Annotated in this window: 19 protein-coding genes; 12 read left to right on the forward strand and 7 right to left on the reverse strand. The window is 71.3% G+C overall.

Translation table 11 applies throughout. The features are described from left to right. A complete protein-coding gene (locus AC07F0_RS35195) occupies positions 1–804 on the forward strand; it encodes a GNAT family N-acetyltransferase (RefSeq protein ID WP_478983987.1) in 804 nt (267 codons plus the stop codon). Between the two features lie 216 nt (positions 805–1,020). Here AC07F0_RS35195 and AC07F0_RS35200 read toward each other — a convergent pair whose 3' ends face one another. Beyond that, a complete protein-coding gene (locus AC07F0_RS35200) occupies positions 1,021–2,421 on the reverse strand; it encodes a HAMP domain-containing sensor histidine kinase (RefSeq protein ID WP_478984025.1) in 1,401 nt (466 codons plus the stop codon). Positions 2,422–2,439: 18 nt separating this feature from the next. Continuing rightward, positions 2,440–3,159 (reverse strand): response regulator transcription factor, encoded by a 720-nt coding sequence (locus tag AC07F0_RS35205; protein WP_436730045.1) that lies wholly within the window; start codon positions 3,157–3,159, stop codon positions 2,440–2,442. Between the two features lie 270 nt (positions 3,160–3,429). Between AC07F0_RS35205 and AC07F0_RS35210 the strand changes: the two genes are divergently transcribed. Next, on the forward strand, positions 3,430–5,316 hold the full coding sequence (locus tag AC07F0_RS35210) for a trypsin-like serine protease (RefSeq protein WP_478983988.1): 1,887 nt from the start codon (positions 3,430–3,432) through the stop codon (positions 5,314–5,316). Positions 5,317–5,454: 138 nt separating this feature from the next. Here AC07F0_RS35210 and AC07F0_RS35215 read toward each other — a convergent pair whose 3' ends face one another. Then, positions 5,455–6,534, reverse strand: coding sequence for an LLM class flavin-dependent oxidoreductase (locus tag AC07F0_RS35215; RefSeq protein WP_478983989.1), 1,080 nt, complete (start codon positions 6,532–6,534; stop codon positions 5,455–5,457). Between the two features lie 180 nt (positions 6,535–6,714). On the opposite strand from AC07F0_RS35215, the gene AC07F0_RS35220 reads away from it, so the two are divergent. Further along, positions 6,715–7,050, forward strand: a complete 336-nt coding sequence (locus AC07F0_RS35220) for a YnfA family protein (protein WP_355845452.1) — start codon at positions 6,715–6,717, stop codon at positions 7,048–7,050. A gap of 48 nt (positions 7,051–7,098) precedes the next feature. Here AC07F0_RS35220 and AC07F0_RS35225 read toward each other — a convergent pair whose 3' ends face one another. Continuing rightward, the gene (locus AC07F0_RS35225) at positions 7,099–7,533 is read right to left on the reverse strand and encodes an ester cyclase (RefSeq protein WP_436730042.1); all 435 of its coding nucleotides are present in this window, start codon (positions 7,531–7,533) and stop codon (positions 7,099–7,101) included. 128 nt (positions 7,534–7,661) lie between these two features. On the opposite strand from AC07F0_RS35225, the gene AC07F0_RS35230 reads away from it, so the two are divergent. Together AC07F0_RS35230 and AC07F0_RS35235 are read left to right on the forward strand one after the other, a co-directional pair. Continuing rightward, positions 7,662–8,438: an SDR family NAD(P)-dependent oxidoreductase gene (locus tag AC07F0_RS35230; protein WP_478983990.1), complete on the forward strand. Its 777-nt coding sequence runs from the start codon at positions 7,662–7,664 to the stop codon at positions 8,436–8,438. Further along, the gene (locus AC07F0_RS35235; RefSeq protein WP_478983991.1) at positions 8,438–8,608 is read left to right on the forward strand and encodes a hypothetical protein; all 171 of its coding nucleotides are present in this window, start codon (positions 8,438–8,440) and stop codon (positions 8,606–8,608) included. The genes AC07F0_RS35230 and AC07F0_RS35235 overlap by 1 nt, the downstream gene beginning before the upstream one ends. 6 nt (positions 8,609–8,614) lie before the next feature. Here the strand turns inward: AC07F0_RS35235 and AC07F0_RS35240 are convergent, their stop codons facing one another. Continuing rightward, positions 8,615–9,808 carry an RtcB family protein gene (locus AC07F0_RS35240; RefSeq protein ID WP_478983992.1) on the reverse strand — a complete coding sequence of 398 codons (1,194 nt, stop codon included), beginning with the start codon at positions 9,806–9,808 and terminating at the stop codon, positions 8,615–8,617. A 171-nt stretch (positions 9,809–9,979) separates the two neighbouring features. On the opposite strand from AC07F0_RS35240, the gene AC07F0_RS35245 reads away from it, so the two are divergent. From AC07F0_RS35245 to AC07F0_RS35255, 3 genes are all read left to right on the forward strand, one after another. After that, positions 9,980–10,798, forward strand: coding sequence for a DUF3558 domain-containing protein (locus AC07F0_RS35245; RefSeq protein WP_478983993.1), 819 nt, complete (start codon positions 9,980–9,982; stop codon positions 10,796–10,798). A 118-nt stretch (positions 10,799–10,916) separates the two neighbouring features. Continuing rightward, the gene (locus AC07F0_RS35250) at positions 10,917–11,834 is read left to right on the forward strand and encodes a DUF3558 family protein (protein WP_478983995.1); all 918 of its coding nucleotides are present in this window, start codon (positions 10,917–10,919) and stop codon (positions 11,832–11,834) included. Positions 11,835–11,922: 88 nt separating this feature from the next. After that, positions 11,923–13,206, forward strand: coding sequence for a DUF2637 domain-containing protein (locus AC07F0_RS35255; RefSeq protein ID WP_478983996.1), 1,284 nt, complete (start codon positions 11,923–11,925; stop codon positions 13,204–13,206). Positions 13,207–13,275: 69 nt separating this feature from the next. Here AC07F0_RS35255 and lysS read toward each other — a convergent pair whose 3' ends face one another. Then, positions 13,276–15,021, reverse strand: coding sequence for a lysine--tRNA ligase (lysS, locus tag AC07F0_RS35260; RefSeq protein ID WP_478983997.1), 1,746 nt, complete (start codon positions 15,019–15,021; stop codon positions 13,276–13,278). A gap of 148 nt (positions 15,022–15,169) precedes the next feature. Between lysS and argS the strand changes: the two genes are divergently transcribed. From argS to AC07F0_RS35280, 4 genes are all read left to right on the forward strand, one after another. Next, positions 15,170–16,933, forward strand: a complete 1,764-nt coding sequence (argS, locus tag AC07F0_RS35265) for an arginine--tRNA ligase (RefSeq protein ID WP_478983998.1) — start codon at positions 15,170–15,172, stop codon at positions 16,931–16,933. 160 nt (positions 16,934–17,093) lie between these two features. Beyond that, the gene (fxsT, locus tag AC07F0_RS35270) at positions 17,094–22,562 is read left to right on the forward strand and encodes an FxSxx-COOH system tetratricopeptide repeat protein (RefSeq protein WP_478983999.1); all 5,469 of its coding nucleotides are present in this window, start codon (positions 17,094–17,096) and stop codon (positions 22,560–22,562) included. Between the two features lie 5 nt (positions 22,563–22,567). Beyond that, positions 22,568–23,857: a CHAT domain-containing protein gene (locus AC07F0_RS35275; protein WP_478984000.1), complete on the forward strand. Its 1,290-nt coding sequence runs from the start codon at positions 22,568–22,570 to the stop codon at positions 23,855–23,857. Beyond that, positions 23,854–24,885, forward strand: a complete 1,032-nt coding sequence (locus tag AC07F0_RS35280) for a hypothetical protein (protein WP_478984001.1) — start codon at positions 23,854–23,856, stop codon at positions 24,883–24,885. The genes AC07F0_RS35275 and AC07F0_RS35280 overlap by 4 nt, the downstream gene beginning before the upstream one ends. Positions 24,886–24,986: 101 nt before the next feature. Here AC07F0_RS35280 and AC07F0_RS35285 read toward each other — a convergent pair whose 3' ends face one another. Next, on the reverse strand, positions 24,987–25,430 hold the full coding sequence (locus AC07F0_RS35285; RefSeq protein ID WP_478984002.1) for a peptidoglycan-binding domain-containing protein: 444 nt from the start codon (positions 25,428–25,430) through the stop codon (positions 24,987–24,989). Positions 25,431–25,477 lie beyond the last annotated feature (47 nt).

A 25,477-nucleotide genomic window follows, 5' to 3' on the forward strand; every position in this document is an offset into this window, starting at 1 on the left:
ATGCGCGGTCTCACGGACTCGATCGAATCGGTGGAGCAGCTCGCCACGGTGTGGCGGGTCATGGTGCTCGACCGGGATCCGCAGGCGGACGTCCGCGATCTGCCGGGGGTCGCCGTCCGCTGGGCCGACTGCCGGTTCGCCTTCTGGAACTGCGTCACGCTGACCGAACCCGGCACCACCGCCGGGCTGCTGAAGCAGCGGCTGGACGAGGTCGTGGAGGTCATGCGGGCGAAGAAGCACCCCGGTTTTCTGTGGGTCTTCGAGGATCTGCTGGACGACGAGGCACGCGCGGGGCTCGGGGACGCCGCCGAGCGAGCCGGGCTGGTGCACGCCTTCGCCGGGACGGGCATGGCGGGGGATCTGCTGCCCCTGCCCGAACCCGCCCACCCCGACCTGACGTTCGTACGCGTGACGACGGACGATCAGCTGCGCGCCTTCGCCGACCTCAACTCCCGTGCCTACGGCTTCCCGTTGGAGGACGGCCGTGACGGTCTCGGCCGCTCCTCGCTGTGGAAGAGCCGGGTGTACGCCTACCTGGGCGTGCGCGCCGACGGCACTCCCGTCACCTGCGCCGCCACCGTCGAGGCCGACGGCCGCCTCTTCGTGCTGCTCGTCGCGACCGATCCGGCGTGGGAGCGCCGGGGGTACGGGGAAGCGGTGACGCGGAAGGCCCTGTACGAGGGTGGCCGGGCCACCGGACTGACCCGGGCGACCCTGCACGCCACCGCCGCCGGAGCGCCCGTGTACCCGCGCATCGGCTTCGAGGCGAACTCCCCGATGCGGTTCTTCGCCCTCAAGGACTGATCAGCCGGTTCTTCCCGGGGTGCGCACGTCACTCACGCACCTGCTCGCCGGCCCGCTCCCCCTCGTCCCGGGCCCTGGCCCGGCACACAGCCCGCCTGGCTTGCAAGCGCTGTCCCGACCCGCCGCCGGGCTTCCTGTGTCTGGTCAATGAGGAAGGTGCCGGGCAGGGGCAGACTCCGTGGCGCCCGACACACGTAGGCGCGGAGCCGGCCCGGGTCACTCCAGCCCCCCGCCCACCGTGAACCCGATCACCGTCCCGCCCCCGTCCCGGCGGAACGCGAACGGTGCCCCCCCGTGTGCGAGCGCCACCTCGCGGACGATGGACAGGCCCAGGCCCGAGCCCGGCAGGGAGCGGGCGTCGGCGGCGCGGTAGAAGCGGTCGAAGATGCGGTCGAGATCCTTGTCGGCGATGCCCGGGCCGCGGTCGAGGACCTCGACGCGGATCGTGCCCGGGCGGGCGGGCCCGGCGACGACGATCTCGATGGGGGTCGTGCCGCCCTGGTCGAACTTCACCGCGTTCTCGACGAGGTTGGACAGCGCCCGGGTCAGCATCCCGGGCCGCCCGTCGGTGGTGGTGTCGCCGCTCGCGCGGAGCAGGATCCGCCGGCCGCTGCGGCGCCGGGCCAGGCCCGCCACCTCCTCCGCGATGTCGGCGACGTCCACCCGCTGCGGCGGCTCGGTGTCGGACTGCCCGGCCGCGAGGTCGACGAGCTCGTTGACCAGGTCGGTCAGCTCGCGGGCCTCCTGGCCGAGATCGGCGACCAGTTCCTCACGGGTCCGGGGCGGGAGTTCGTCGATCCGGCGGAGCAGGGAGATGTTCGTCCGCAGGGAGGTCAGCGGCGTACGGAGCTCATGGCCCGCGTCCTGGACCAGGCGGCGCTGGTCCTCCTCGGACTGGGCGAGCCGCCCCAGCATGCGGTCGAAGGCCCGGCCCAGCCGGCCCACCTCGTCGTGCCCGGCGACGGGCACCTGGATGCCGAGCCGGCGCGTGCGGGCGACGTCCTCGGCGGCGTCGGTCAGGACGACCAGGCGGCGCGTGATCCGCCGGGCCAGCCACCAGCCGAACAGGCCGGCGGCGATCACCACGGCCGCCATCAGCAGCAGCGTCCGCCGCTGCAGCGCCCGCAGCAGGTCCTCGACATCGCTGAACTCCTGCGCGACCTGCACCGCGCCCCGGCCGCCGCCGAGGGAGACGGTCGCGACGCGGTAGACGTCGTCGCCCACGTCGACGTCCTTGTGCTCGGCCACCCGCCCGGACGTCACGGCCCCGGCGATCCGTACGTCGGCGCCGGTGACCGGCAGCCCGGGGCTGCCCGGGTCGACGACATGGCCGTCCGGCCCGAGTACCTGCACATCCGTCCGGGCGGGCCGGACCAGGTCGTGGCCCGGCGCGGCGGACGAGAAGTCGCCGGGCGTCATGTGGTTCTGCCGCACCTCGTCACGCAGGTCCTGCACGACCTCGTCGAACACGGTCTGCTGGTCCACCCGCACCAGCCGGGCCGCCGCGCTGTACGACAGGATGCCGACCAGGATCGTCACGGCCGCCGTCACCGCCGCGAACGACACGGCGAACGTGGTGCGCAGCGAGACCAGCTTCAGCCGCCGCCCGCCCAGCATCCGGCCGAGGCGGCCCACTCAGTCCTCCCGCAGCACGTAACCCACGCCACGCACGGTGTGGATCAGCTGCGGCGCGTCCGGCTCGTCGAGCTTGCGCCGCAGATAGCCGACGTAGACGGCGAGGTTCTTCGAGCCGGGGCCGAAGTCGTAGCCCCAGATACGGTCGTAGATCGTCGAGTGGTCGAGGACGATGCCCGCGTTGCGGACCAGCAGCTCCAGCAGTTCGAACTCGGTGCGGGTCAGCTCCAGCTCGCGGGCGCCCCGCCAGGCCCGGCGCGCCTGCGGGTCCATGCGGATGCCGGCCGCCTCGATGAACCGCTCGGGGACCGGCCGGGGCGCCTCGGCCGCGGGTGCGCCGCCGACGCTCACCGGGCTGGTGCGGCGCAGCAGGGCGCGCAGCCGGGCGAAGACCTCCTCCACGTCGAAGGGCTTCACCACGTAGTCGTCGGCACCCGCGTCCAGGCCGGCGATCCGGTCGGCGGTCTCCACGAGGGCGGTCAGCATCAGGATCGGCGTCCGGTCACCCTCGGCGCGCAGCACGCGGCACACCTGGAGCCCGTCGATGCCGGGCATCATCACGTCCAGGACGAGGACGTCGGGACGGTGGCGGTGGGCCTGCGCCAGTGCCTCGACACCGTCGGCGACCGCCATGACCTGGTAACCCTCCAGGGTCAGGGCGCGCTCCAGGGCGTTGCGGATGGCGCGGTCGTCTTCGGCGAGCAGCACTGTTTGGGACACGCGTCCAGTGTGCCCCGCCGCCGGGTCCGCCGGACCGGATGAGCTGCGCCGGAGCCTCCTTCTTACTGCCCTCTCACCAGGGGGCACGCAACCACAGCCGTCCTCTCACCGTTCCCGGAGACGGCTCATCGACACGCGGGTTCCCGTTCTCCTCCATCGAAGCCCGCCCCCCTCCGGTCGACCGGAACCGGCCGACCTCCGTCATCAGTGACGGAGGTCGGCCCTTTGGCGCTGAGACGGACGGGACGCGGCGCGCGTCCCTCCCGTCTCATGTTCCTCTGGGGGGACTCCTTGACCACGACACCGTCCCGCGGCCGCCACAGACGCCGGATACGCATCGCCCTGCCCCTCGCCGCCGCCGGCGTCGCCGCGGCCGTCGCCGCCGCGGTGATGACCTCCTCCGCCGGCGCGGCCACCGCCGCGTCGGCCCCGACGGCCGAGCCGGCCATCGGCTCGCCCTCGCTCGCCACCCTGGAGAAGCGCATCGCGGGTGCCCTCGCCGCCGAGGACACCGCGGGCCGGAAGCCCGAGAAGTCGTCGCCGAGCTCCCCTTCGGACACGCCGAGCGTCGAACCGATGGTCATCGGTGGCAGCGATACCACCATCAGCACGGCCCCGTGGATGGCCCAGCTCTGGTACCACAACGACCGGGGCACCCCCGAGACCAGCGACGACGTGAACCTCTTCTGCGGCGGCGCGGTCGTGGCGCCGACGAAGATCCTCACCGCCGCACGCTGCCTCAGGAACGACAACCGGGACTACGACTGGCGGACCTACGGCGCCGTCGTCACGGGTACCGACCAGCTGCCCACCACCGACTCCACCGGCGCCACGGACCTGCACGGCGGGCAGGCCACGGCCGTGCAGCGCCAGTGGTGGCAGCCGGGATACGACCCGGTGGACAGGGAGGCGGGGAAGAACCAGGACGACCTCGGCCTGCTCACCCTGACCGTCCCGGTCAAGGCCACGCCGATCCGCATGGTCACCTCCGGCGACACCGCCTCGTACGCCGCCGGCACCCAGGCCAAGGTCTACGGCTGGGGCCGAACCAGCTCCACCAGCCAGGACGCCTCCCAGACGTTGCAGGCGGCCACGCTGACCGTGCAGTCCGACAGCACCTGCTCCAGCACCTACGACACGAGCTTCGTCGCGGGGCGCATGGTCTGCGCGGGCACCCAGACCGGGAGCGACACCGGCACCAGCGCGATCTGCGACGGCGACTGGGGCGGCCCGCTCGTGGTGGGCGGCAGGATCGCCGGCGTGGCCTCCTGGGGCTACTACACCGACTGCGCGAAGCAGGACAAGTACAGCGTCTTCACCAAGACCAGCTTCTACGTCGGCTCCGCATACCGCCAGATCGACGACACGAACCTGAGCACCTTCAACAACAAGATCGACGGCAAGGCCGACATCTTCGTCCGGGAGTCCTCCACGAAGACCGGCTACGAGAAGGACTCCAGCGGCAGCTCCTTCGGCGCCCGGGCCTCCTGGGGCAACTGGGGCGGCGTCAACCTGGTCCTCCAGACGGACCTCAACCGGGACGGCTTCCAGGACCTGGTCTACCGGGTCAGCTCCACCGGTGACGTGTACTGGAAGCACTTCGTGCTCAACAGCGCCCGTACGGGCGGCTCATGGGCCGACACGAAGATCTTCACCGGCTGGACGACCCGCACCCGGATCATCACGCCGGGCGACGTCACCGGCGACTACCTTCCCGACATCCTGTCGGTGGACTCCGGCGGGACCCTGTGGATCTACCCGGGCAAGGGCAACGGCACCTTCGGCTCCCGCTTCTCGGTCCGCACGGGCTGGAACCAGTACAACTCCGTGCGCGGCCACGGCGACTTCACCGGTGACGGCAGGGCCGACCTGCTCGCCCGCCAGTCCAGCACCGGCGACCTGTACCTGTACAAGGGCACCGGCAAGGCCGGCTCCGAGGCCTTCTCCTCCCGGATCAAGGTGCGCAGCGCCTGGACCGGCTACAACGCCTTCGACGCGGTCGGCGACATCAGCGGTGACGGCAATGCCGACTTCCTGGCCCGCACCTCCGGCGGCACGCTCTACCTCTACAAGGGCACCGGGAAGGCGACCACCGAGATCTTCGCGACACGCGTCTCGGTCGGCACGGGTTTCCAGCAGTACGACATCTGGGGCTGAAACCGCAGGTGAGCGAGGTTCACCCGCGGTTAGCGGTCACGCACGGTGCCCACGTCGCATGCGGTGGGCACCGTGCGCTGTGCAAGCCTTGGGCGAATTCGGCGTAGGCGCACTCGCGCTCGCCCAGGCGGAAACGGCTCAGAACCCTCGGGCCGCGGCGAGCCGGGCCGCGTGGGTCGGGGCGTCCGGCACGTGGTCCGGGCGGCCCTCGGCGAACTCCTTGCGCAGCACCGGTACGACCTCCTCGCCCAGCAGGTCGATCTGCTCCAGCACGGTCTTCAGCGGCAGCCCGGCGTGGTCGACCAGGAACAGCTGGCGCTGGTAGTCGTCGGCGTAGTCACGGAAGGCCAGCGTCTTCTCGATCACCTGCTGCGGGGAGCCGACGGTCAGCGGCGTCTGCGCCATGAAGTCCTCCAGCGACGGCCCGTGCCCGTACACCGGCGCGACGTCGAAGTACGGCCGGAACTCGCGGACGGCGTCCTGCGAGTTCCGCCGCATGAACACGTGCCCGCCGAGCCCGACGATCGCCTGCTCGGGCGTGCCGTGCCCGTGGTGCGCGTACCGCGTCCGGTACAGCTCGACCATGCGCCGGGTGTGCTCGGCCGGCCAGAAGATGTTGTTGTGGAAGAAGCCGTCGCCGTAGTACGCGGCCTGCTCGGCGATCTCCGGCGAGCGGATCGACCCGTGCCAGACGAACGGCGGTACGCCGTCCAGCGGGCGGGGCGTGGCGGTGAAGCCCTGCAACGGCGTACGGAACTTCCCCTCCCAGTCGACGGCCTCCTCGCGCCAGAGCCGGTGGAGGAGGGCGTAGTTCTCGATCGCGAGCGGGATGCCCTGCCGGATGTCCTGGCCGAACCAGGGGTAGACGGGGGCGGTGTTGCCGCGGCCCAGCATCAGATCCACCCGGCCGTCGGCCAGGTGCTGGAGCATCGCGAAGTCCTCGGCGATCTTCACCGGGTCGTTGGTGGTGATGAGGGTGGTGGCCGTGGAGAGGATCAGCCGCTCCGTGCGGGCGGCGATGTGGCCGAGCAGGGTGGTCGGGGACGACGGCACGAACGGCGGGTTGTGGTGCTCGCCGGTGGCGAAGACGTCGAGCCCGGCCTCCTCGGCCTTCAGTGCGATGGCGACCATGGCCTTGATGCGCTCGCGTTCGGTCGGCGTCCGGCCGGTGGTCGGGTCGGGCGTGACGTCGCCGACGCTGAAGATCCCGAACTGCATGGTCGCTCACCCTCCAGGTTGTTTACCCTTCAACCGTACCGTCGGCCCCGCACTCCCCCCATCCCGCCCGCTCCTCACACCGCCGGAACAACCACCACCGGGGCCCCCATGAATCCCACGCGGAGCCCCCCCCAGGCGCCCTCCAACAGGTGACACCTCAGCTCAGGAACCCCACCCCGCATGCAGATCGTGCGTTCCGCCGCCCTCTTCGTCCTCGCCGCCCTGCTGGAGATCGGCGGCGCGTGGCTGGTCTGGCAGGGCGTGCGCGAGAGCAGGGGCTGGCTGTGGGCGGCCGGCGGCGTCCTCGCGCTCGGCGCGTACGGCTTCGTCGCGACGTTCCAGCCCGACGCCCACTTCGGCCGCGTCCTCGCCGCGTACGGCGGGATCTTCGTCGCCGGTTCGATCCTGTGGGGCGTGGTCGCGGACGGCTACCGCCCGGACCGCTGGGACATCACGGGCGCACTCGTCTGCCTCGCCGGCATGGCAGTGATCATGTACGCCCCGCGAGGAAACTGACCGGTCCCGGGAAACCGACCGGTCCTGGGAAACCGACCGGCCGGAGACTCAGAACGGCTCGTCGGGCAGCAGCCCCAGCTGCCCCAGGAAGTCCATCTCGTCGAAGTACAGGCGGTAGTCGACGATCCGGCCGTCCTTCACCGTGGCGATGTCCACCCCGCGGATCCTGATCTCCTTCTGCGTCGGGGGCAGCGTCTCCCCGTTGGGCAGCTCCAGCGGCCCGGTGTTCCGCCCGCTGAAGATCCCCTCGTCGATGGCCGTGTCACCGACCTCGTAGGAGTGCAGCGACTGGAACGTCGCCTCGGGGACCGCCTCCGTCATCGCCCGCCAGTACTCGACGATGCTGTCGCGCCCGCGCAGCTCACCCTCGTCGGGCGTGAAGGCGACCGCGTCCTCGGCGTACAGCTCGCTGATGACCTTCAGATCGGCGTGCGTGGTGACCGCGTCGGTCAGCCGGTCCATGACCTCACGTGCCTCGCCCATGATCCACCTCCGGAAAGAGTCAGGGGATCACCCGCCCTCATTCTCCCACCGCGGGGTCCGCCTATCCTGGCCGGAAGCCTCAGGCCGACGCCGGGCCCGACACCGCACACCACGTCCGAGGAGCTCCCATGGCCACCGCCGCCCCGTCCGCAGCCTCCCGCATCGCCGTCGTCACCGGTGCGAGCAGCGGAATCGGCGCCGCCACGGCCAGGCAGCTCGCCGCCGCGGGGTACCGCGTCGTCCTCACCGCCCGCCGCAAGGACCGCATCGAGGCGCTGGCGGAGGAGATCACCAAGGCGGGCCACCAGGCCACGGCGTACGCCCTCGACGTCACCGACCGCGCCGCGGTCGACGAGTTCGCCACGGCCTTCAAGACGATCGGCGTGCTGGTCAACAACGCGGGCGGCGCGCTCGGCGCCGACCCGGTCGCGACCGGCGACCCGGCCGACTGGTGCCAGATGTACGAGACGAACGTCATCGGCACGCTCAACCTCACCCAGGCCCTGCTGCCCAAGCTGATCGCGAGCGGCGACGGCACGGTCGTGGTCGTCTCCTCCACCGCGGGCCACGGCACCTACGAGGGCGGCGCGGGCTACGTCGCCGCCAAGCACGGCGCGCACGTCCTCGCCGAGACGCTGCGCCTGGAGATCGTGGGCCAGCCGGTCCGCGTCATCGAGATCGCCCCCGGCATGGTCAAGACGGACGAGTTCGCCCTGACCCGCTTCGGCGGCGACGAGGACAAGGCGGCCAAGGTCTACGAGGGCGTCGCCGAGCCCCTCACGGCCGACGACGTCGCCGACACGATCACCTGGGCGGTCACCCGCCCCAGCCACGTCAACGTCGACCTCCTCGTCCTGCGCCCCCGCGCCCAGGCCTCCAACACGAAGGTCCACCGGGACCTGTGATGCCGGATGCCGGAGGAGACCCGGAACAGCAACGGGACCGGGAACAACAGCGCCTCACCCAGGAGACGAAGAACGAACGCCACATGTGGTGGTGGCTCGCCTACTTCCTCTTCGGCATCCACATCGTGGCGTTCGTCATGATCTACGCGGTGCTGCACGCGCCGACATAGGACCGGTCAACCCTTCACACAGACGACCTGCTTCAGCTTCGCCACGACCTCCACCAAGTCCCGCTGCTGGTCGATGACCTGCTCGATCGGCTTGTAGGCGCCCGGGATCTCGTCCACGACGCCGGAGTCCTTGCGGCACTCCACGCCCCGCGTCTGCTCCTCCAGGTCCTTCGTCGAGAACCGGCGCTTGGCCGCGTTGCGGCTCATGCGCCGGCCCGCGCCGTGCGAGGCCGAGTTGAAGGACTTGGCGTTGCCGAGGCCCTTCACGATGTAGGAACCCGTGCCCATGGAGCCGGGGATGATCCCGTACTCGCCGGAGCCGGCCCGGATCGCGCCCTTGCGGGTCACGAGCAGGTCCATCCCGTCGTAGCGCTCCTCGGCCACGTAGTTGTGGTGCGCGCTGATCTCCGGCTCGAAGACCGGCTTCGCCTTCTTGAACTCCTTGCGGATCACGTCCTTCAGGAGCGCCATCATGATCGAGCGGTTGTACTTCGCGTATTCCTGCGCCCAGAACAGATCGTTGCGGTACGCCGCCATCTGCGGGGTGTCCGCGACGAAGACGGCGAGGTCGCGGTCGACCAGGCCCTGGTTGTGCGGGAGTTTCTGGGCCACGCCGATGTGGTGCTCGGCCAGCTCCTTGCCGATGTTGCGGGAACCGGAGTGGAGCATCAACCAGACAGAACCGGTCGTGTCCGTGCAGATCTCGACGAAGTGATTACCCCCGCCGAGCGTTCCCATCTGCTTCGTGGCACGTTCCTGACGGAACTTGACCGCCTCCGCCACCCCGTCGAACCGCCCCCAGAAGTCCTCCCACCCGGCCGTGGCCAGACGGTGGAACCGCCCGGGGTCGACGGGCTCGTCATGCATCCCGCGCCCCACCGGGATCACCTGCTCGACCCGCGACCGCAGCCGCGACAGGTCCCCGGGCAGGTCGTTCGCCGTCAGGGACGTCTTCACCGCCGACATTCCGCAGCCGATGTCGACGCCCACCGCCGCCGGGCACACCGCGCCCTTCATGGCGATGACCGAGCCGACCGTCGCACCCTTGCCGTAGTGCACGTCGGGCATGACGGCCAGGCCCTTGATCCAGGGCAGCGTGGCGACGTTCTGGAGCTGCTGGAGAGCGGAGCCCTCGACCGTGGCCGGGTCGGTCCACATCCGGATCGGTACCTTCGCACCAGGTATCTCTACATACGACATAGCGTCCTCAATCCCCCGTAAAAGAACAGAAGTCCCCAACAGCAAATACCGGAGCCAAGGTCGACGAAAGGGAATCCGGACCGGCGTCCACGGCAGTGCGTGCGATACACATTGTGTTCATCGGCTGCCCCGAGGCGGCAAGCCAATATCCGCGTCGAGAGGAGCCACCACGTGCAACGGAAGGCGTACGCACCCGGTATCGCCGCGCTCCTCGCGGCCCTGCTGGCCGGCTGCACCGGCAGCTCGGGCGACGGCGGCGCGACGGACGACTCCGTCCCGGGCGACACGGGCACGGCCTCGGCCGCCGCCGAGCCGGGCAAGTACCGCACGCTGCCCGAGCCCTGCGGCGCCGTCGGCCAGAGCTCCCTCGACGAACTCCTGCCCGGGATCGGGCAGATCACCGACGAGGAGCAGCGCGAGAAGGCGTACGAGGGCGAGGCGACGGTCACGTACGACACCGACCGCAAGGTCGGCTGCCAGTGGAAGGTCGATGCGCAACAGGCCACCGACCATCTGCTCGTCGACTTCGAACGGGTCGTCTCCTACGACAACGCGGTCAGTGACGACAGCCTGGCCGAGCAGCTCTTCGCGGAGAAGGAGGCGGCGGCCCACCTGCCCGAGCCGACCGCCACCGAGTCGGCGGCCCCGGGCAGCACGCCGGCCGGGGGCGCCACCCCCGCTCCGAGCGGCTCCCCGTCCCCGTCCGGCAGCTCCTCACCCCCGGCATCGGCCTCCGTCGCCCCGACCGAGCTGCAGCCCCGCGTCCTGGAGGAGGTCGGCGAGGAGGCCTTCCTCGACGACGAGCTGAGCAGCTCCGGTTCGACGGCCAAGCAGCGGACGGTGACTGTGGCATTCCGCACGTCGAACGTCATCGTGACCATCGAGTACGCCGAGCAGCCGGCCACCGTCGGCGTCGTCCCGGACAGCAAGGAAATGCAGGACAGGGCCCGGAAACTGGCCTCGCAGCTGGCTGATTCGCTGAGCGACTGAGGCCCCTTCACGCCCCCTTCACGCGTACCCGCAAAGCTCCCGAAGGAAGAACACACCGCTGCCTCACCGCGTACCGTGACCACTCGGACCCGTTCCGACCGCAGGAACCACGAGCGTCATGAGTGAAGGAACCATGCAGCGACGAGCACAGCGAGAGCAGCGAGAACAGCGAGCGAAGCGAGTCAACCGCGTCCTTGTCTGCGCGGCCGCCGTCCCCGTGATGCTGGTCGCCGCCGGCTGCTCCTCGGACTCCGGCTCCGGCGACAGCACGGACAAGGCCGCGAAGGCCGCCGCCTCGGCGTCCGCGAGCCCCTCACCGACCGTGGAGGCGGCGGCGTACGGCAAGCTCCCGGAGCCCTGCAAGACGCTGTCGAAGAAGACGCTGAAGGACCTCGTGCCGGAGGGCAAGTCCGGCAAGGAGGGCAAGTCGGACGACATCTCGACCCGCGCCAACTGCTCCTGGAACAGCCTCGACAACAACGGCGTCAAGGGCTCGCAGTTCCGCTGGCTGAACGTGTCGCTGTTGCGCTTCGAGTCGGACGTCACCCGCGGCCCGGCCGACAAGCTGGCCCAGGAGTACTTCGAGAAGCAGGTCCAGGACGCCCAGGCCGTGGCGGGTGCCAAGAGCACCAAGTCGGAGCCGGTGCCCGGGACCGGCGACGAGGCGACGGCCGTGCGCTACGAGCTGAAGAAGAAGGAAGGCACCTTCAAGCAGCAGACGGTCGTGGCGCGCGTCGAGAACGTCGTCGTCACCCTCGACTACAACGGCGCGGGCCTGGCCGGCGACAAGAGCCCGAGCGCCGATGACCTGATGAAGGACGCCGAGAAGGCCGCCAAGGAGGCCGTGGCGGCGGTGTCCGAGGCGAACGGCGCGGGCGGCGGCAAGGCGAGCGGCGCCCCGTCCAAGACCCCCTCCAAGGCCCCGTCGAGCCCGGCGTCCAAGTCGCCGTCGAAGTCGGCCTCCGAGGGTGCGTCCGAGGAGCCCGCGAAGGACGCCTCGACGTCGCCGTCGAAGAAGCCCGCGGCGAAGAGCTGAGCAGCCCCGACCGGAACCGGCCACCCGTCCTCCGCACACATGTGCCACCCTGTTGCGCGCAACAACACGCAAGGGGAGGGGAGTACGGGTGGCCGCGCCACTACAGCTGACCCGGATGCACCGCGTTCTCATCGGTGTGGTCGTGGCCGGCGCCGTGATCATCGCCGGCATCGGCTTCGCCGGTTCGTACGCGGCCGTCCGCGAGTTGGCCCTGAAAAAGGGCTTCGGGAACTTCTCCTACGTCTTCCCGATCGGTATCGACGCGGGCATCTGCGTCCTGCTGGCCCTGGACCTGCTCCTCACCTGGATCAGGATTCCCTTCCCGCTGCTGCGCCAGACGGCCTGGCTCCTGACAGCGGCGACGATCGCCTTCAACGGCGCGGCGGCCTGGCCGGATCCGCTCGGTGTCGGCATGCACGCGGTGATCCCGATCCTGTTCGTGGTCTCGGTCGAGGCGGCCCGTCACGCGATCGGCCGGATCGCCGACATCACGGCCGACAAGCACATGGAGGGGGTCCGCCTCACCCGCTGGCTGCTCTCCCCCGTCCCGACGTTCCTCCTGTGGCGCCGCATGAAGCTCTGGGAACTCCGCTCCTACGAGCAGGTCATCAAGCTGGAGCAGGAACGTCTCGTCTACCAGGCCCGGCTGCGTTCCCGCTTCGGCCGGGCGTGGCGCAGGAAGGCCCCGGTGGAATCGCTGATGCCGCTGCGCCTGGCCCGCTACGGCGTCCCCCTGGCGGAAACGGCCCCGGCGGGCCTGGCAGCGGCAGGCATAGAGCCCGCCTTGATCCCCCCGCCGCCGCAGCCGGACACAGGCATGGCTGCGGGCGGTCGTGCCGCTGGGGCGGCGCCCGTCCCACAGCGAGCGGCACCTCCCGGCGAGCAGCGCCCGCAACTCGAGAGCAACCAAGACGCCGAGCAACCGGTCAACGCCCCGGAGCCAGACCAGAGCCCCTGGTTCAACACCCCCCGCGCGGTCGAATACCAGGGCGGCTACGACCCCGACTACGATCCGGCGGAGCAGTACGCCCAGTGGATCGCGGAACAACAAGAAGCCGAGCAGTACCAGACCCAGTACGAGCAGGAACCCGCCCCGGAGGACACCGGCAGCTTCCCCATCCCGGTGGGCCCCAACCGCACCCGGGAACTGGGCGACGGCGGCGGCACCCCGCCCGCTCCCGAGCCGGACGAGGAGTCGTACTACCAGGTGTTCCGTCAGTCGATCGACGGCAGCTACCCCACACCCCGTGCCCTCGGCGACAACATCCAGGCGACCTACGGGACGACGCTGAGTCCCAGCGTCCTGAAGACCCTGGTGGAACGCTTCCAGAAGCGCCACACGGCGGAACTGGAAGAGGACCACATCGCATGACGACATGAAGGCATGACGACATGAAGGAAGGGGCCCTGCGAACAGGGCCCCTTCCTTCGACACCGGCGGCTAGTCCCCGAGCAGGGCCCGCACCCGCTCCTGCCCGACCGCCAGCAGCAGCGTCGGCAGCCGCGGCCCCGTGTCCCGCCCGACCAGCAGGTGGTACAGCAGGGCGAAGAAGGACCGCTGCGCGGTCTTGATCTCCGGCGGCAGCTCCTTCGGCGTGGCGTCGGCCGGGAACCCGGCCTGCACCTTCGGCACGCCGTATACGAGGTGCGTCAGGCCGTCGAGCGACCAGTGGTCGGCCAGCCCGTCGAGCAGCAGCCGCAGCGACTCCCGCCCCTGCTCGTCGAGTGACTTCAGCAGCTCCGCGTCCGGCTCGTCGCGCACGATCGTCCGCTGTTCGGCCGGCACGTGCGTGTTGATCCAGGCCTCGGCCTTGTCGTACCGCGGCCGCGCCTCGTCGAGCGAGGTCAGCGGCTGCTCCGGGTCGAGCTCGCTGAGGATCCGCAGCGCCTGGTCCTCGTGCCCGGCGGTGATGTCCGCGACGGACGCCAGCGTCCGGTACGGCAGCGGCCGGGGTGTGCGCGGCAGCTCACCGGCGGCCGTGCGCACCGCACGCGAGTGCGCGGCGACGTCGGCCGGCAGGGCGCTGCCGTCGGCGACCTTGGCGTCGAGCCGGTCCCACTCGTCGTAGAGCCGCTGGATCTCCTGGTCGAAGGCGACCTTGAAGGACTGGTTGGGCCTGCGTCGGGCGTACAGCCAGCGCAGGAGCTGCGGCTCCATGATCTTCAGGGCGTCGGCCGGGGTGGGCACGCCGCCCTTCGAGGAGGACATCTTGGCCATGCCGGAGATGCCGACGAAGGCGTACATCGGGCCGATGGGCTGCTTGCCGCCGAAGATCCCGACGATCTGCCCGCCGACCTGGAAGGAGGACCCCGGGGAGGAGTGGTCGACGCCGGAGGGCTCGAACACGACGCCCTCGTACGCCCACCGCATCGGCCAGTCGACCTTCCAGACCAGCTTGCCGCGGTTGAACTCGTTCAGCCGGACCGTCTCGGAGAAGCCGCACGCGGTGCAGGCGTAGGTCAGCTCGGTGGAGTCGTCGTCGTAGGAGGTGACGGTGGTGAGGTCCTTCTCGCAGTTGCCGCAGTACGGCTTGTACGGGAAGTACCCGGCGGAACCGGAGCTGCCGTCGTCCTCGGCGGCCGCGCCGGAGCCCTCGGCGGCCTCCAGCTCGGCCTCGTCGAGGGGCTTCTGCCCCTGCTGCTTCTTGGCCGGGGCCTTCTTCGTGCGGTACTGGTCGAGGATCGCGTCGATGTCGCCGCGGTGCTTCATGGCGTGCAGGATCTGCTCGCGGTACACGCCGGAGGTGTACTGCGCGGTCTGGCTGATCCCGTCGAACTCCACGCCCAGCTCGGCCAGCGACTCGATCATCGCGGCCTTGAAGTGCTCGGCCCAGTTGGGGTGGGAGGAGCCCTTCGGGGCCGGGACGGACGTCAGCGGCTTGCCGATGTGCTCGGCCCACGACTCGTCGACGCCCGCGATCCCCGCCGGCACCTTGCGGTAGCGGTCGTAGTCGTCCCAGGAGATCAGGTGCCGCACCTGGTACCCCCGGCGGCGGATCTCGTCGGCGACGAGGTGCGGGGTCATGACCTCGCGCAGGTTCCCGAGGTGGATGGGGCCGGACGGCGAGAGGCCGGACGCGACGACGACGGGTTTGCCCGGGGCCCGACGCTCCGACTCCTCGATGACCTCATCCGCGAAACGGGAGACCCAGTCGGTGGTCTCGGTGCTCTGAGCCACGATCGGCACGTCCTTCTTTCTGCATCGGGCAGCCGGTACGGTCGCACGGCTGACCGCACCATTGTCCCAGACCCCTCGCGCCCGGAAAAACGGCTTTACCCCCATGGGATACTGGCCGTGTCTATCGATTCCCTCGAGGAGAACGGCACCCCTTCCTATGGCCTCGGTCACGTCCCTCAGCGACTCCGTCCACCAGCGCCTCGCGGCGGCCCTGTCGGCGGCCGTGCCGCAGGCCGGCTCCGCGGACCCGCTGCTGCGACGAAGCGACCGGGCGGACTTCCAGGCCAACGGGATCCTGGCCCTGGCGAAGAAGGAGAAGGCGAACCCGCGGGAGCTGGCGACGGAGGTCGTCTCCCGGGTCGAGTCGGGTGACGTGATCACGGAGGTCGAGGTCTCCGGCCCCGGCTTCCTGAACATCACGATCACGGACCGGGCGATCACCGAGACCCTCGCCGCGCGCTACGCGGACGACACCGGCCGCCTCGGCGTGCCGTACGCCGAGCAGCCGGGCACCACGGTCATCGACTACGCCCAGCCGAACGTGGCGAAGGAGATGCACGTCGGTCACCTGCGCTCCGCGGTGATCGGCGACTCGGTGGCGCAGCTGCTGGAGTTCACCGGCGAGAGCGTGGTCCGGCGTCACCACATCGGCGACTGGGGCACCCAGTTCGGCATGCTCATCCAGTACCTGGAGGAGCACCCGCACGAGCTGGACCACAAGGCCGGCGAGGTCTCCGGCGAGGAGGCGATGTCGAATCTCGACCGCCTCTACAAGGCCGCCCGCAAGGTCTTCGACGCGGACGAGGAGTTCAAGACGCGGGCCCGCCGCCGGGTGGTCGACCTCCAGGCGGGTGACCCGCAGACGCTGGCCATGTGGCAGAAGTTCGTGGACGAGTCGAAGATCTACTTCTTCTCCGTCTTCGAGAAGCTGGACATGGAGATCCGGGATGCGGACATCGTCGGCGAGTCCGGCTACAACGACATGCTCGCGGAGACCTGCCGCCTGCTGGAGGAGTCGGGCGTCGCGGTCCGCTCCGAGGGCGCGCTGTGTGTCTTCTTCGACGACATCAAGGGCCCGGACGGCAAGCCGGTCCCGCTGATCGTCCAGAAGTCGGACGGCGGCTACGGCTACGCGGCGACCGACCTGTCGGCGATCCGCGACCGCGTGTTCACCCTCAAGGCGGACACGCTGCTGTACGTGGTGGACGCCCGTCAGTCGCTGCACTTCAAGATGGTCTTCGAGACGGCCCGCCGGGCGGGCTGGCTGAACGAGGACGTCAAGGCGGTGCAGCTGGCCTTCGGCACGGTCCTCGGCAAGGACGGCAAGCCGTTCAAGACCCGTGAGGGCGAGACGGTCCGCCTGGTCGACCTGCTGGACGAGGCGATCGACCGTGCCTCGGCGGTGGTGCGGGAGAAGGCGCAGGACCTCTCCGAGGAGGAGATCGCCGAGCGGGGCACGCAGGTGGGCATCGGCGCGGTGAAGTACGCGGACCTGTCGACGTCGGCGAACCGCGACTACAAGTTCGACCTGGACCAGATGGTCTCGCTGAACGGCGACACGTCCGTCTACCTCCAGTACGCCTACGCCCGTATCCAGTCGATCCTGCGCAAGGCCGGCGAGGCCCGCCCGGTCGCGCACCCGGAGCTGGACCTGCACGAGGCGGAGCGCGCGCTGGGTCTGCACGCGGACTCGTTCGCGGCGACGGTGGCGGAGGCGGCGGCGGAGTACGCCCCGCACAAGCTGACGGCGTACCTGTACCAGCTGGCCTCGCTGTACACGACGTTCTACGACAAGTGCCCGGTCCTGAAGGCCGAGTCGCCCGAGCAGATCGAGAACCGCCTGTTCCTCTGCGACATCACGGCCCGCACGCTGCACCGGGGCATGTCCCTGCTGGGCATCCGGACGCCCGAGCGGCTGTGACGCCCGAGCGGTTCTGACCCCGTGGGGTGGCCGACGTCCGCGTCGCCACCCCACACCGGTGACAACTCCCTTTCACCCCAGTACAGTTGTATATTCCTCCAGCACCGCGGGCGGAGGACGCACCGGAGACGGAGCGGGTGATCGGGGGCACGGGGGAGTCATGATCATCTCCGAGGAGTCGCGGGCCGCCGGGGCTGCCGTCCTCGAGCGTGACCTGGCCGTACCGGGGCAGGGCATCGGCCGTTTCCGCCCGGGCGGCAATCCGCACACCGAAAAGCACACGACGGTGCTGCCGGACGCGGCGAAGGCCGCCGCCCTGACGATCGAGCCGCCCGCCCGGCTGGACAACCTGCCCGTGCTGCCGTCGGCGCCCTTCGTCGGCCGCATCGACGACCTGGACCGCTTACGCGCCTCCCTGTTGTCCGGCGGCGGAGTCGTCACGCAGACGGTCGCGACCGCGGTGAGCGGTCTCGGCGGGATCGGCAAGACCGCCCTGGCGCTGCGCTACGCCCACCAGAGCGACGAGTACCGGCTGGTGTGGTGGATCACCGCCGAGAGCGAGGAGCAGATCGCCTCCGGGTTCGGCGAGCTGGCCCTGCGCCTTCACCCGGACTGGGCCCGCGGGGCGACGGCCAAGGAGCGCACGGAGTGGGCGCTGACCTGGCTGGAGGCGCACTCCGGCTGGCTCCTGGTGTACGACAACGTGGAGCGGCCCGAGCATCTCACCCCGTTCCTTGGCCGGCTCCTCGACCGTGGCCACCAGTTGGTCACCAGCCGGTGCCGCACCGGCTGGCCCGAGGGGGCCCGCCTGGTCAGCCTGGACGTGCTGGACCACTGGGAGGCCGTCGACCTGCTGTGCGCGACGGCCGGCCGGGGCGACCGCTCCGCCGCCGAACGGGAGCAGGCCGCGCGGCTCGCCGAGAACCTGGGACATCTGCCCCTGGCGCTCACGCAGGCGGGCGCCTACCTGCGGGAGACCGGCCTCGGATTCGCCGACTACCAGGCGAAACTGGCCCGCGTCCCGGACGCCGTGCTCAACGACGGGGCGGGCCGCTCGGGCCGTACGATCGCCCAGATCTGGCGCACCAGCCTGGAGTCCCTCCGCTCCCGTCGCCCCATGGCCGTGCCGCTGCTTCACACGCTGGCCTGGTACGCCCCGGAGGCGACGCCGCGCGAGGTGCTGCGGCATCTGGGCCTGCCCGAGCGCGAGGTCGAGGAGGCGCTCGACGCGCTCCGGGACTACCACCTGATCACATCCGGACCCGAGGGCCTCACCCTGCACCGCCTCGTTCAGCAGACGCTGCGCCACGCCGAGCCGCCCGAGGTACCCGAGGCACGCGACCTGGCCGAGCGGGCGCTGGCCGCGGAGCTGTCCGGCGCCCCGGCCGAGCGCGTACGGCGGCTGCTGATCCACGTCCAGGCGCTCGCCGAGACGGGACCGGCCGCGGAACCCGCCGCCGAGGCGGTCGAGATGTACCGGCGGGGTGCCGACGAGCTGGTGGCGCGCGAGCAGCACGTCCTGGCGATCCCGCTGATGACACAGGCCGTAGAGGGCAGCGAGGCGCTGCTCGGCGTCGACGACGACGCGACGCTCGACCATCGGGACCGCCTGGCGGAGTTGCACGCGAAGGCCGGGGACCCGGCGCGGGCGGTCCGGCTGTGCCAGAACGTCTATCTCGACCGGCGCCAGCGGTGCGGCCCGGACGCGCAGGAGACCCTGGCCGCCCGGGAGCGGCTGGCGTACGCGCACCGCAAGGCGGGCGATGTGATGCGCGCGGTCGAGGAGCTCACGGCCGTCGTGGCGGACCGCCGCCGGACCCAGGGCGAGCAGCACCCGGACACGCTCGGCAGCCGCAACAACCTGGCCTACGCGCTCCAGACCGCGGGCCGGTACCAGGACGCCGTGGAGGAGTTCGCGGCGGTCGTGGCCGACCGGGAGCGTCTCCTCGGGACGGGGCACCGGGACACGCTCGCCAGCCGCACCAACCTCGCCTACGCCCACCGTGAGGCCGGTGACCACCGCACCGCGCTGGCCCTGTACGAGCAGGCGGTCGAGGACCGGCAGCGCGAGCACGGCCCCGACCATCCCGACACGCTCACCAGCCGCGGCTGGCTGGCCGCCGCGCATTCCGCCGCGGGCGATCCGCGCCGGGCGGTGGCCCTGTACCGGGAGGTGGTCGCCGCCCGGGAGCGCGTGCAGGGCCCGGACCATCCGGACACCCTGCGCAGCCGCAAGGACCTGGCGTACGAGCTGGCCGAGGCCCACGGACCGGAGGCGGCGCTGCCCGAGTTCGAGTCGCTGGCGGCGGACAGCGCCCGTATCCAGGGCCCGGACCACCCCTCGACCCTGGACTACCGCGACGACATCGCGCAGACCCACCGGGAGCGGGCCGACTACGCCCGGGCGGTCGCGGGCTACGAGGCGGTGATCGCCGACTACGCGCGGGTGCGGGGCCCGGACCACCCGGACACGCTGCGGGCACGGGAAGCGCTGGCTTTCACCCGGCAGCTCATGGGGGACCACGCCCGCTCGGTGCGAGAGCACCGGGCGCTCGTCGCGGACCGCACCCGCGAACAGGGCGGCGATCACCCGGCGACCCTCACCGCGCGCGCCCATCTGGCCTACGTCCTCCGCGAGGCCTCCGATCTCCCGGCCGCCATCGAGGTGTTCGATGAGCTGCTGCGGGACCGCACCCGGGTCCTCGGCCCGGAGCACCCCGATGTGTTCGCCACACGCGAGTCCCTGGCCCGCACCCGCCAGCGGGCGGGCGACCACCCGCGCGCGGTCGCGGAACTGGAGCACCTGCTCCGGGACATGGAACCGCTCCTGGGCCCGGACCATCCGCGCGTCCTCTCGATCCGCCACTCCCTCGCCCAGGTGTTCGCCGAGGAGGAGCGCTACGCGCGGGCGCTGGAGCTGTACGACGAGCTCGTGGAGGTCTACGAGCGGGTCTACGGCCCCGATCACCCCCTGACGCTCGGCATGCGACTGTGGCTGGGCGCTACTTACCACTCGGCCGGCGAGTACGACGGGGCGGGCGAGGTGTTCGACGCGCTCCTGGCCGACCGGACCCGCGTGCAGGGTGCGGACCATCCGGACACGCTGGAGACCAGCAGCTGGCGTGCCTGGGTCTTCCGTTCGGCGGAACAGCATCAGCGCGCGATCTCGGTCTACGAGGAACTGGTCGAGGCCCGGGCCCGGGTTCTGGGCGCGGAGGCGCAGGCGACGCTGAACGCCCGCAACGGCCTGGCGCTGGCCCGGCTGGCCGCCGACGACCACGAGGGCGCGATCGCGGGGTTCACCGAACTGCTCGCCGACCGCCGCCGGCTGCTGGGCGACCATGCCCCGGACACGCTGCTCACGCTGGAGAACCTGGCGGACGCCTGCTCGGCCGCCGAGCGGCATGACCGGGCCATCGCCCTGTACGAGGAAGCCGTCGAGGCGTGGGCCCGCATCTGGGGGGCCGATCATCCGCGCACGCTGCGCGCCCGGCGGGATCTGGGCCTGGTGCAGCAGGCGGCCGGGCGGCACCAGTTGTCGCTCGCCACGCTGGAGTTGGTGCTCGAGGAGCGCAGGCGTCTGCTCGGGGCCGACCACCCGCAGGTGCTCGCTGTCCGCCTCGATCTGGTCAGTGCGTACTGTGCGTCGGGCGACTACTGCCGCGCCGCCCGCCTCGCCGACCAGCTGGTCGCCGACTGTGCTCGGGTGCGAGGCCGTGACCACGTCACGACACTGAGCGCACGCACGTGGCTGGCGTACGCGTGGATGTCGTTCGGGGCGTATCGGCGGGCGATCGTCGCGTTCGAAGGGCTGGTGGAGGACCGGACTCGTTTGCAGGGAGCGGACCACGGCGAGACGCTGACGACCAGGTCCCTGCTGGTGGCCTCCTTCACCGAGCAGGGCGATCACGCACGGGCGGTCGTGCTCGGCCAGGACCTGGTGAACGATCTCGCTCGGTTCCACGGGGCCGACAGCCCGCGGGATTTCGACGACCGCACCATGCTGGCCCGCTGGCGGGAGTACACCGGGGACCGGGCGGGCGCGCTGCGGGACCTGGACGCACTGCTGCGGGACCACGAGCGGTTGCTCGGTCCCGATCATCCCGAGACCCTCGCCCTTCGGCGCTCCATCGCCTGGGTCTGGCTGGGGTCGTCCACCGCCGACCGGGCCGTCGCGACCGCCGCGAGCCTGGTCGCCGATTCCACCCGGGTCGTCGGCCCGGACCACCCGAATACGCTCACCGCCCGCGCCTTTCTCGCCGCCGCGCACAGCGAGGCGGGTGACGTCGCCCACGAGCTGCGGCTGCGGGCATCGCTCGTGGACGACTGCGCCCGAGTACACGGTCCCGACCACAGCGCGGTCCTGGACGCGCGCCGGGACCTGGTCTCGGCACGGCGCCGAGCCGGCCAGCGCGTGCTGAGCGTACGGGACGCCGTGGCGCTGGTCGACGACAGCACCCGCATACGGGGCCCGCAGCACCCCGAGACCCTCGGATGCCGCGATCTCCTGGGACGCGCCTGCTGGGAGGCGGGCGATCCGCATCGCGCGGCCGCGGTCTTCGAGGAGCTCCTGAAACAGTGCGAGGAGGTCCTCCCCGAGGAACACGAGACGACGTTCTCGGTGCGCGGCAACCTCGCGTGGCTGACGGCGGACACCGGTCCGGCGGACGATGCGGTGCGGTGGGCGCGGAGTCTGGTCGACGACGCCACCGAGCTGTTCGGTCCGGTCCACCGGCGCACCCTGGACGTGCTGCCGGTGCTGGCGCACGCCCTGGCCCAGGCGGACGAGCCGGAGCAGGCGCTTGAGGTGCTGCGGGACCTGCTGCGCCGCACCGCGCTCTTGCGGGCTCGACTGGACTATCCGGAGGCGGTCGACGACGTCGCCGGTGTCCATCACCAGGCAGCCGCGCGGGAGGGCGAGCCGGCCTCGACCGGCGGACCGGCGGAGGTGGAGGACGACGAGGTCCTCCGCCTGGGCGTGCTCGTCGAGAGGTTCGCCGTCCGGTTCGGCGACTTCCTCCCCACCCTCGCGACACAACTCGCCCACACTCTCTCCGACGCGGGTGATCCCGCTGCCGCGGTGGCCCTGCTGAAGGCCGTGCACGCCGGACGCGCCCGGATGTTCGGCCCGGACCATCCGGACACCCTGGAGAGCCTGGCCGAGCTGGCCTTCGCCTGTCTGGAGGCCGACGACCCGGACGCGGCGCCGTCGTACGAGGAGCTGCTGGCGCGCTGGGAGCGGACGTTCGGCCCGGACCACCCCGACACGGAGGAGCTGCGCTGGCGGTTGCGCACCGCACGGCCGGCCTGGCGGGCCCGGCTGACGCTGCTCACGGACGACGTGACCGCCGGCCGGCCCGTCACGATCGAGGTCGGGCTCGAGCGGGAGGACGGTACGGCGGCGGCCGTGCCGCCCCGGCTGCTGGTGGCCGTCAGCTGTCCCACGGCGACCACGGTCGACCCGGCCACGGCCGAGTACGACCCCGGCGGCGCGCCCACGCGTTTCACCCTGTCCGCCCCCGTGCCGGGCGCCCACGACGTCCGGTTCACGCTGTACGACCACGCCTCGGGGCTGGTGTTGCAGGAGCTGAAGACCGTTGTCCACGTGCAGGGTGCCAGGGAGGACTGACCCGGATGCCGCAGGATCTGGCCGTGGAGGTACTGAGGGACCCCTCCCACGGCTTCACGGGGGTGCCGCCGCAGCCCGGGAGCACACCGCGTCCGCCGGAGGGGGAACCGCCGGCGGAACTGCGGGTGAAGCTGTACCGCTCCAGCGAGAAGGTGCTGACGATCCTCGCCTGCGCCCCGGACGCGTCCCCGGCCCCGGCGTTCCCGCGCTGGCACGAGGCACCGCTGGAGGTCTCCCCCGACGACCTGCTGGAGCGGGCGGACCGCCTGCGCAACCGGTGGCACGACCTGGTGGTGTACTACCGGAGCGAGGGCGACGAGTCCGGGGCGCGGGTCGGCAGCCGGCCCTTCGCGGAGACCGCCGACCTCAGCGAACTCGCCGACCGGGCCGAGTCGGTGACGGCGAAGCTGGCCGACGAGGGGTACGACCTGCTCGACGTGATGCTCCACGGCAGCGGCTACGACCTCGGCCGCTTCCGCGAGTTCCTGCTGACCGCCCTCGCCGGCAAGGAGACGCTGCGGATCAGCTTCGACTCCCAGCTGTATCTGCCGTGGCCCATGCTCGCCGTGGATCCCGCGACGTGTGCCACGCCCTGGGAGGCGTTCCTGGGCCACCGGCACCAGGTCGAGCAGACCACCACCGGCTATCCCTGGGACCACGCCCCGCTCGGCCGGCGCGACCTGGCCACCACCAGCCTCAACAAGGACGACTCCCTGGACCGCGTCGGCCGCGCGCGTGAGGTGCACAAGCTTCTGGAGCAGCGCTCGCGGCTGATCGTGCGCTCCCGTGGCAGCGACCTGTTGCACGCTCTGGCGGGGCCGGTGCTCAACGAGGACGTCATGTACTTCTGGTGCCACGGCCGCATGGTGCAAAGCGGCCCGTCGACCCCGGGCCTGTCCATCCGGCTCTCCGACGACGAGCACATCGACGGGCCGGTGGTGTCGCGGAAACGGCGCCGGTTCCGTCATGACTCCCGGGCCAGGTTCAAGCCGTTCGTCCTGCTCAACGCCTGCGGCACGGCACGGGCGGCGGCTCCCGGCAGGCTGAAGCACCTCGGGCAGGAACTGATCGACATGGGTGCGGACGGCGTCCTGGCCCCGCAGATCGACATGCCCCAGGAGTTCGCGACCGAGTACGCGTACGCTTTCCTCGACCTGTATCTGACCGGCCGTTACACCGCCGGCGAGATAAGCCGGCTGCTGGTGCGGCGCTTCGCCTCGGAGTTCCGCAACCCGCTCGCCCTGGCCTACTCGCTGCACTGCGGCATCGACAGCCGGCTGAGGCTCGCCTCGTGACCGGCCCGCGGACCCGGTTGCCCGCGCCCGTCGAGATCGACCTGGACGACAAGGGCCGGCTGACACCACCGGGCAGCGCGGTGCCCGTGCCGGCCGGCCGCGTCGCCGAGCATCTGGCGCGGAGCCTGGCCGTCCCGCGCTGGGCGACCGACATCCACGTGTACGTGCACGGCTGGCAGACCGCGCCGAGCAGCGCCACCCGGACCGCCCAGCGCCTGCTGCGGCAGTCCCTGGACCTGTACGAGGCGGCGCCGGACCGCTATCCGGGACTGAAGGAGGGCTACCGCCCCTGGTGCGTGGTGGTGCGCTGGCCGTCCTCCAGCCTGCCCACGCTCAGGGGTTACCGCCGCATCCGCGACCGGGCCCACGCGATGAGCGCCGACGGCACCGGGCACGCCCCGTACGTCCTCGGCCACCTGCTCGGCTATCTCGACACCGAACGCACCGATCCGACGGGACCCTCGGTCCTCGCCAACCAGCACGGACAGTTCCTGCATCTCGTCGGGCACTCCTTCGGCGGCCGGTTCCTGTGCGAGGCGGTGCAGCGGGCCGCCGAGAAGCCTCCCGTGCTCGGCTGGAGCACACCGCACGATCCCCGCCGCCCGTTCACCGTGGACAGCGCCCTGGTCTTCCAGATGGCCGCCCCGCGTGACGCCTTCGTCCGGTACTTCGGCACGCTGTTCCCGCGCGACGGGCACCCCGGCGCACCGCTGCGCGGGCCGCTCGTCCTGACGCACTCGCGCTGGGACCGGGCCACGGGCTTCTGGCATCTGCGCGCCGAAAAGGCACCCGGAATCGGCCACTCGGGCGCCGGTGCGGCACCGGTCGCGCAGTTCACGACCAAGCTGCTGCCGACGTCCGAGGTCTACGGGCACACCGACCTGGATCACCGGCTGGTCAACGTGGACGCCGACTGGCTCTACCGCGGCAGCCGCCGTACCCGGCTGCATCCCTCGGGCGCCCACTCCGACTTCCTGCGGCCGGAGTCCGCGCACCTGCTGCTGACCCTGGCGGAACGCTCGCGCTGACGGGTGCGGCCCATGCCCCGCCCCCGCGTACGGGTGCGGCCCGTCCTCTCCCCCGCGGGGAGGACGGGCCGCGGTCCGTTGACGGAACCGGCGGTGCCGGATCAGCAGTTGGGGCAGGCGTTCGCCATGCGCTTGAACGCGGCCCGGGTCCCCGCGCCGGGGTCGCCGTCGATCTTGCCCTTGTACCCCCACTTGGCCTTCAGCCAGCGCTGAAGCGCCTTCACCGTGTTCGGGCCGACCTTCCCGTCGATCTTGTCCTTGTAGGCGTAGTTCTTCTTGAGGAAGCGCTGCAAGGCCTTCCAGCTGTCGGTGCCGAGCTTCCCGTCGATCTTGCCCTTGTACTGCCAGTGCTCCTTCAGGACACGCTGGACCTTCTTGGCCTCCCCGGTCGTCAGGCCGAGGTTGACGACCGCGAGCGGGCTGACCTCGGCGCTCGCCGCCGGCCGCGTCTCCGCCGCGGCACCGGGACCGGCGGTCGCCAGGCCCCCGACGGCGATCCCGATGGCGGTGGTGGCACAGACGAGTGTCTTCGTGAGTGCTCGCATGAATTCCCCTCCGATGGTTGCGAGTGCTCTGGGTGCTGCGTGGCAAC

The sequence above is a fragment of the Streptomyces sp. NPDC045955 genome, assembly GCF_056430805.1.

Coding starts and splice junctions, on each gene's coding strand:
- AC07F0_RS35195 (WP_478983987.1), top strand. CDS start 1: ATGCGCGGTCTCACGGACTCGATCGAATCGGTGGAGCAGCTCGCCACG.
- AC07F0_RS35200 (WP_478984025.1), bottom strand. CDS start 2,421: ATGCTGGGCGGGCGGCGGCTGAAGCTGGTCTCGCTGCGCACCACGTTC.
- AC07F0_RS35210 (WP_478983988.1), top strand. CDS start 3,430: ATGTTCCTCTGGGGGGACTCCTTGACCACGACACCGTCCCGCGGCCGC.
- AC07F0_RS35215 (WP_478983989.1), bottom strand. CDS start 6,534: ATGCAGTTCGGGATCTTCAGCGTCGGCGACGTCACGCCCGACCCGACC.
- AC07F0_RS35220 (WP_355845452.1), top strand. CDS start 6,715: ATGCAGATCGTGCGTTCCGCCGCCCTCTTCGTCCTCGCCGCCCTGCTG.
- AC07F0_RS35225 (WP_436730042.1), bottom strand. CDS start 7,533: ATGGGCGAGGCACGTGAGGTCATGGACCGGCTGACCGACGCGGTCACC.
- AC07F0_RS35230 (WP_478983990.1), top strand. CDS start 7,662: ATGGCCACCGCCGCCCCGTCCGCAGCCTCCCGCATCGCCGTCGTCACC.
- AC07F0_RS35235 (WP_478983991.1), top strand. CDS start 8,438: ATGCCGGATGCCGGAGGAGACCCGGAACAGCAACGGGACCGGGAACAA.
- AC07F0_RS35240 (WP_478983992.1), bottom strand. CDS start 9,808: ATGTCGTATGTAGAGATACCTGGTGCGAAGGTACCGATCCGGATGTGG.
- AC07F0_RS35250 (WP_478983995.1), top strand. CDS start 10,917: ATGAGTGAAGGAACCATGCAGCGACGAGCACAGCGAGAGCAGCGAGAA.
- argS (WP_478983998.1), top strand. CDS start 15,170: ATGGCCTCGGTCACGTCCCTCAGCGACTCCGTCCACCAGCGCCTCGCG.
- fxsT (WP_478983999.1), top strand. CDS start 17,094: ATGATCATCTCCGAGGAGTCGCGGGCCGCCGGGGCTGCCGTCCTCGAG.
- AC07F0_RS35275 (WP_478984000.1), top strand. CDS start 22,568: ATGCCGCAGGATCTGGCCGTGGAGGTACTGAGGGACCCCTCCCACGGC.
- AC07F0_RS35285 (WP_478984002.1), bottom strand. CDS start 25,430: ATGCGAGCACTCACGAAGACACTCGTCTGTGCCACCACCGCCATCGGG.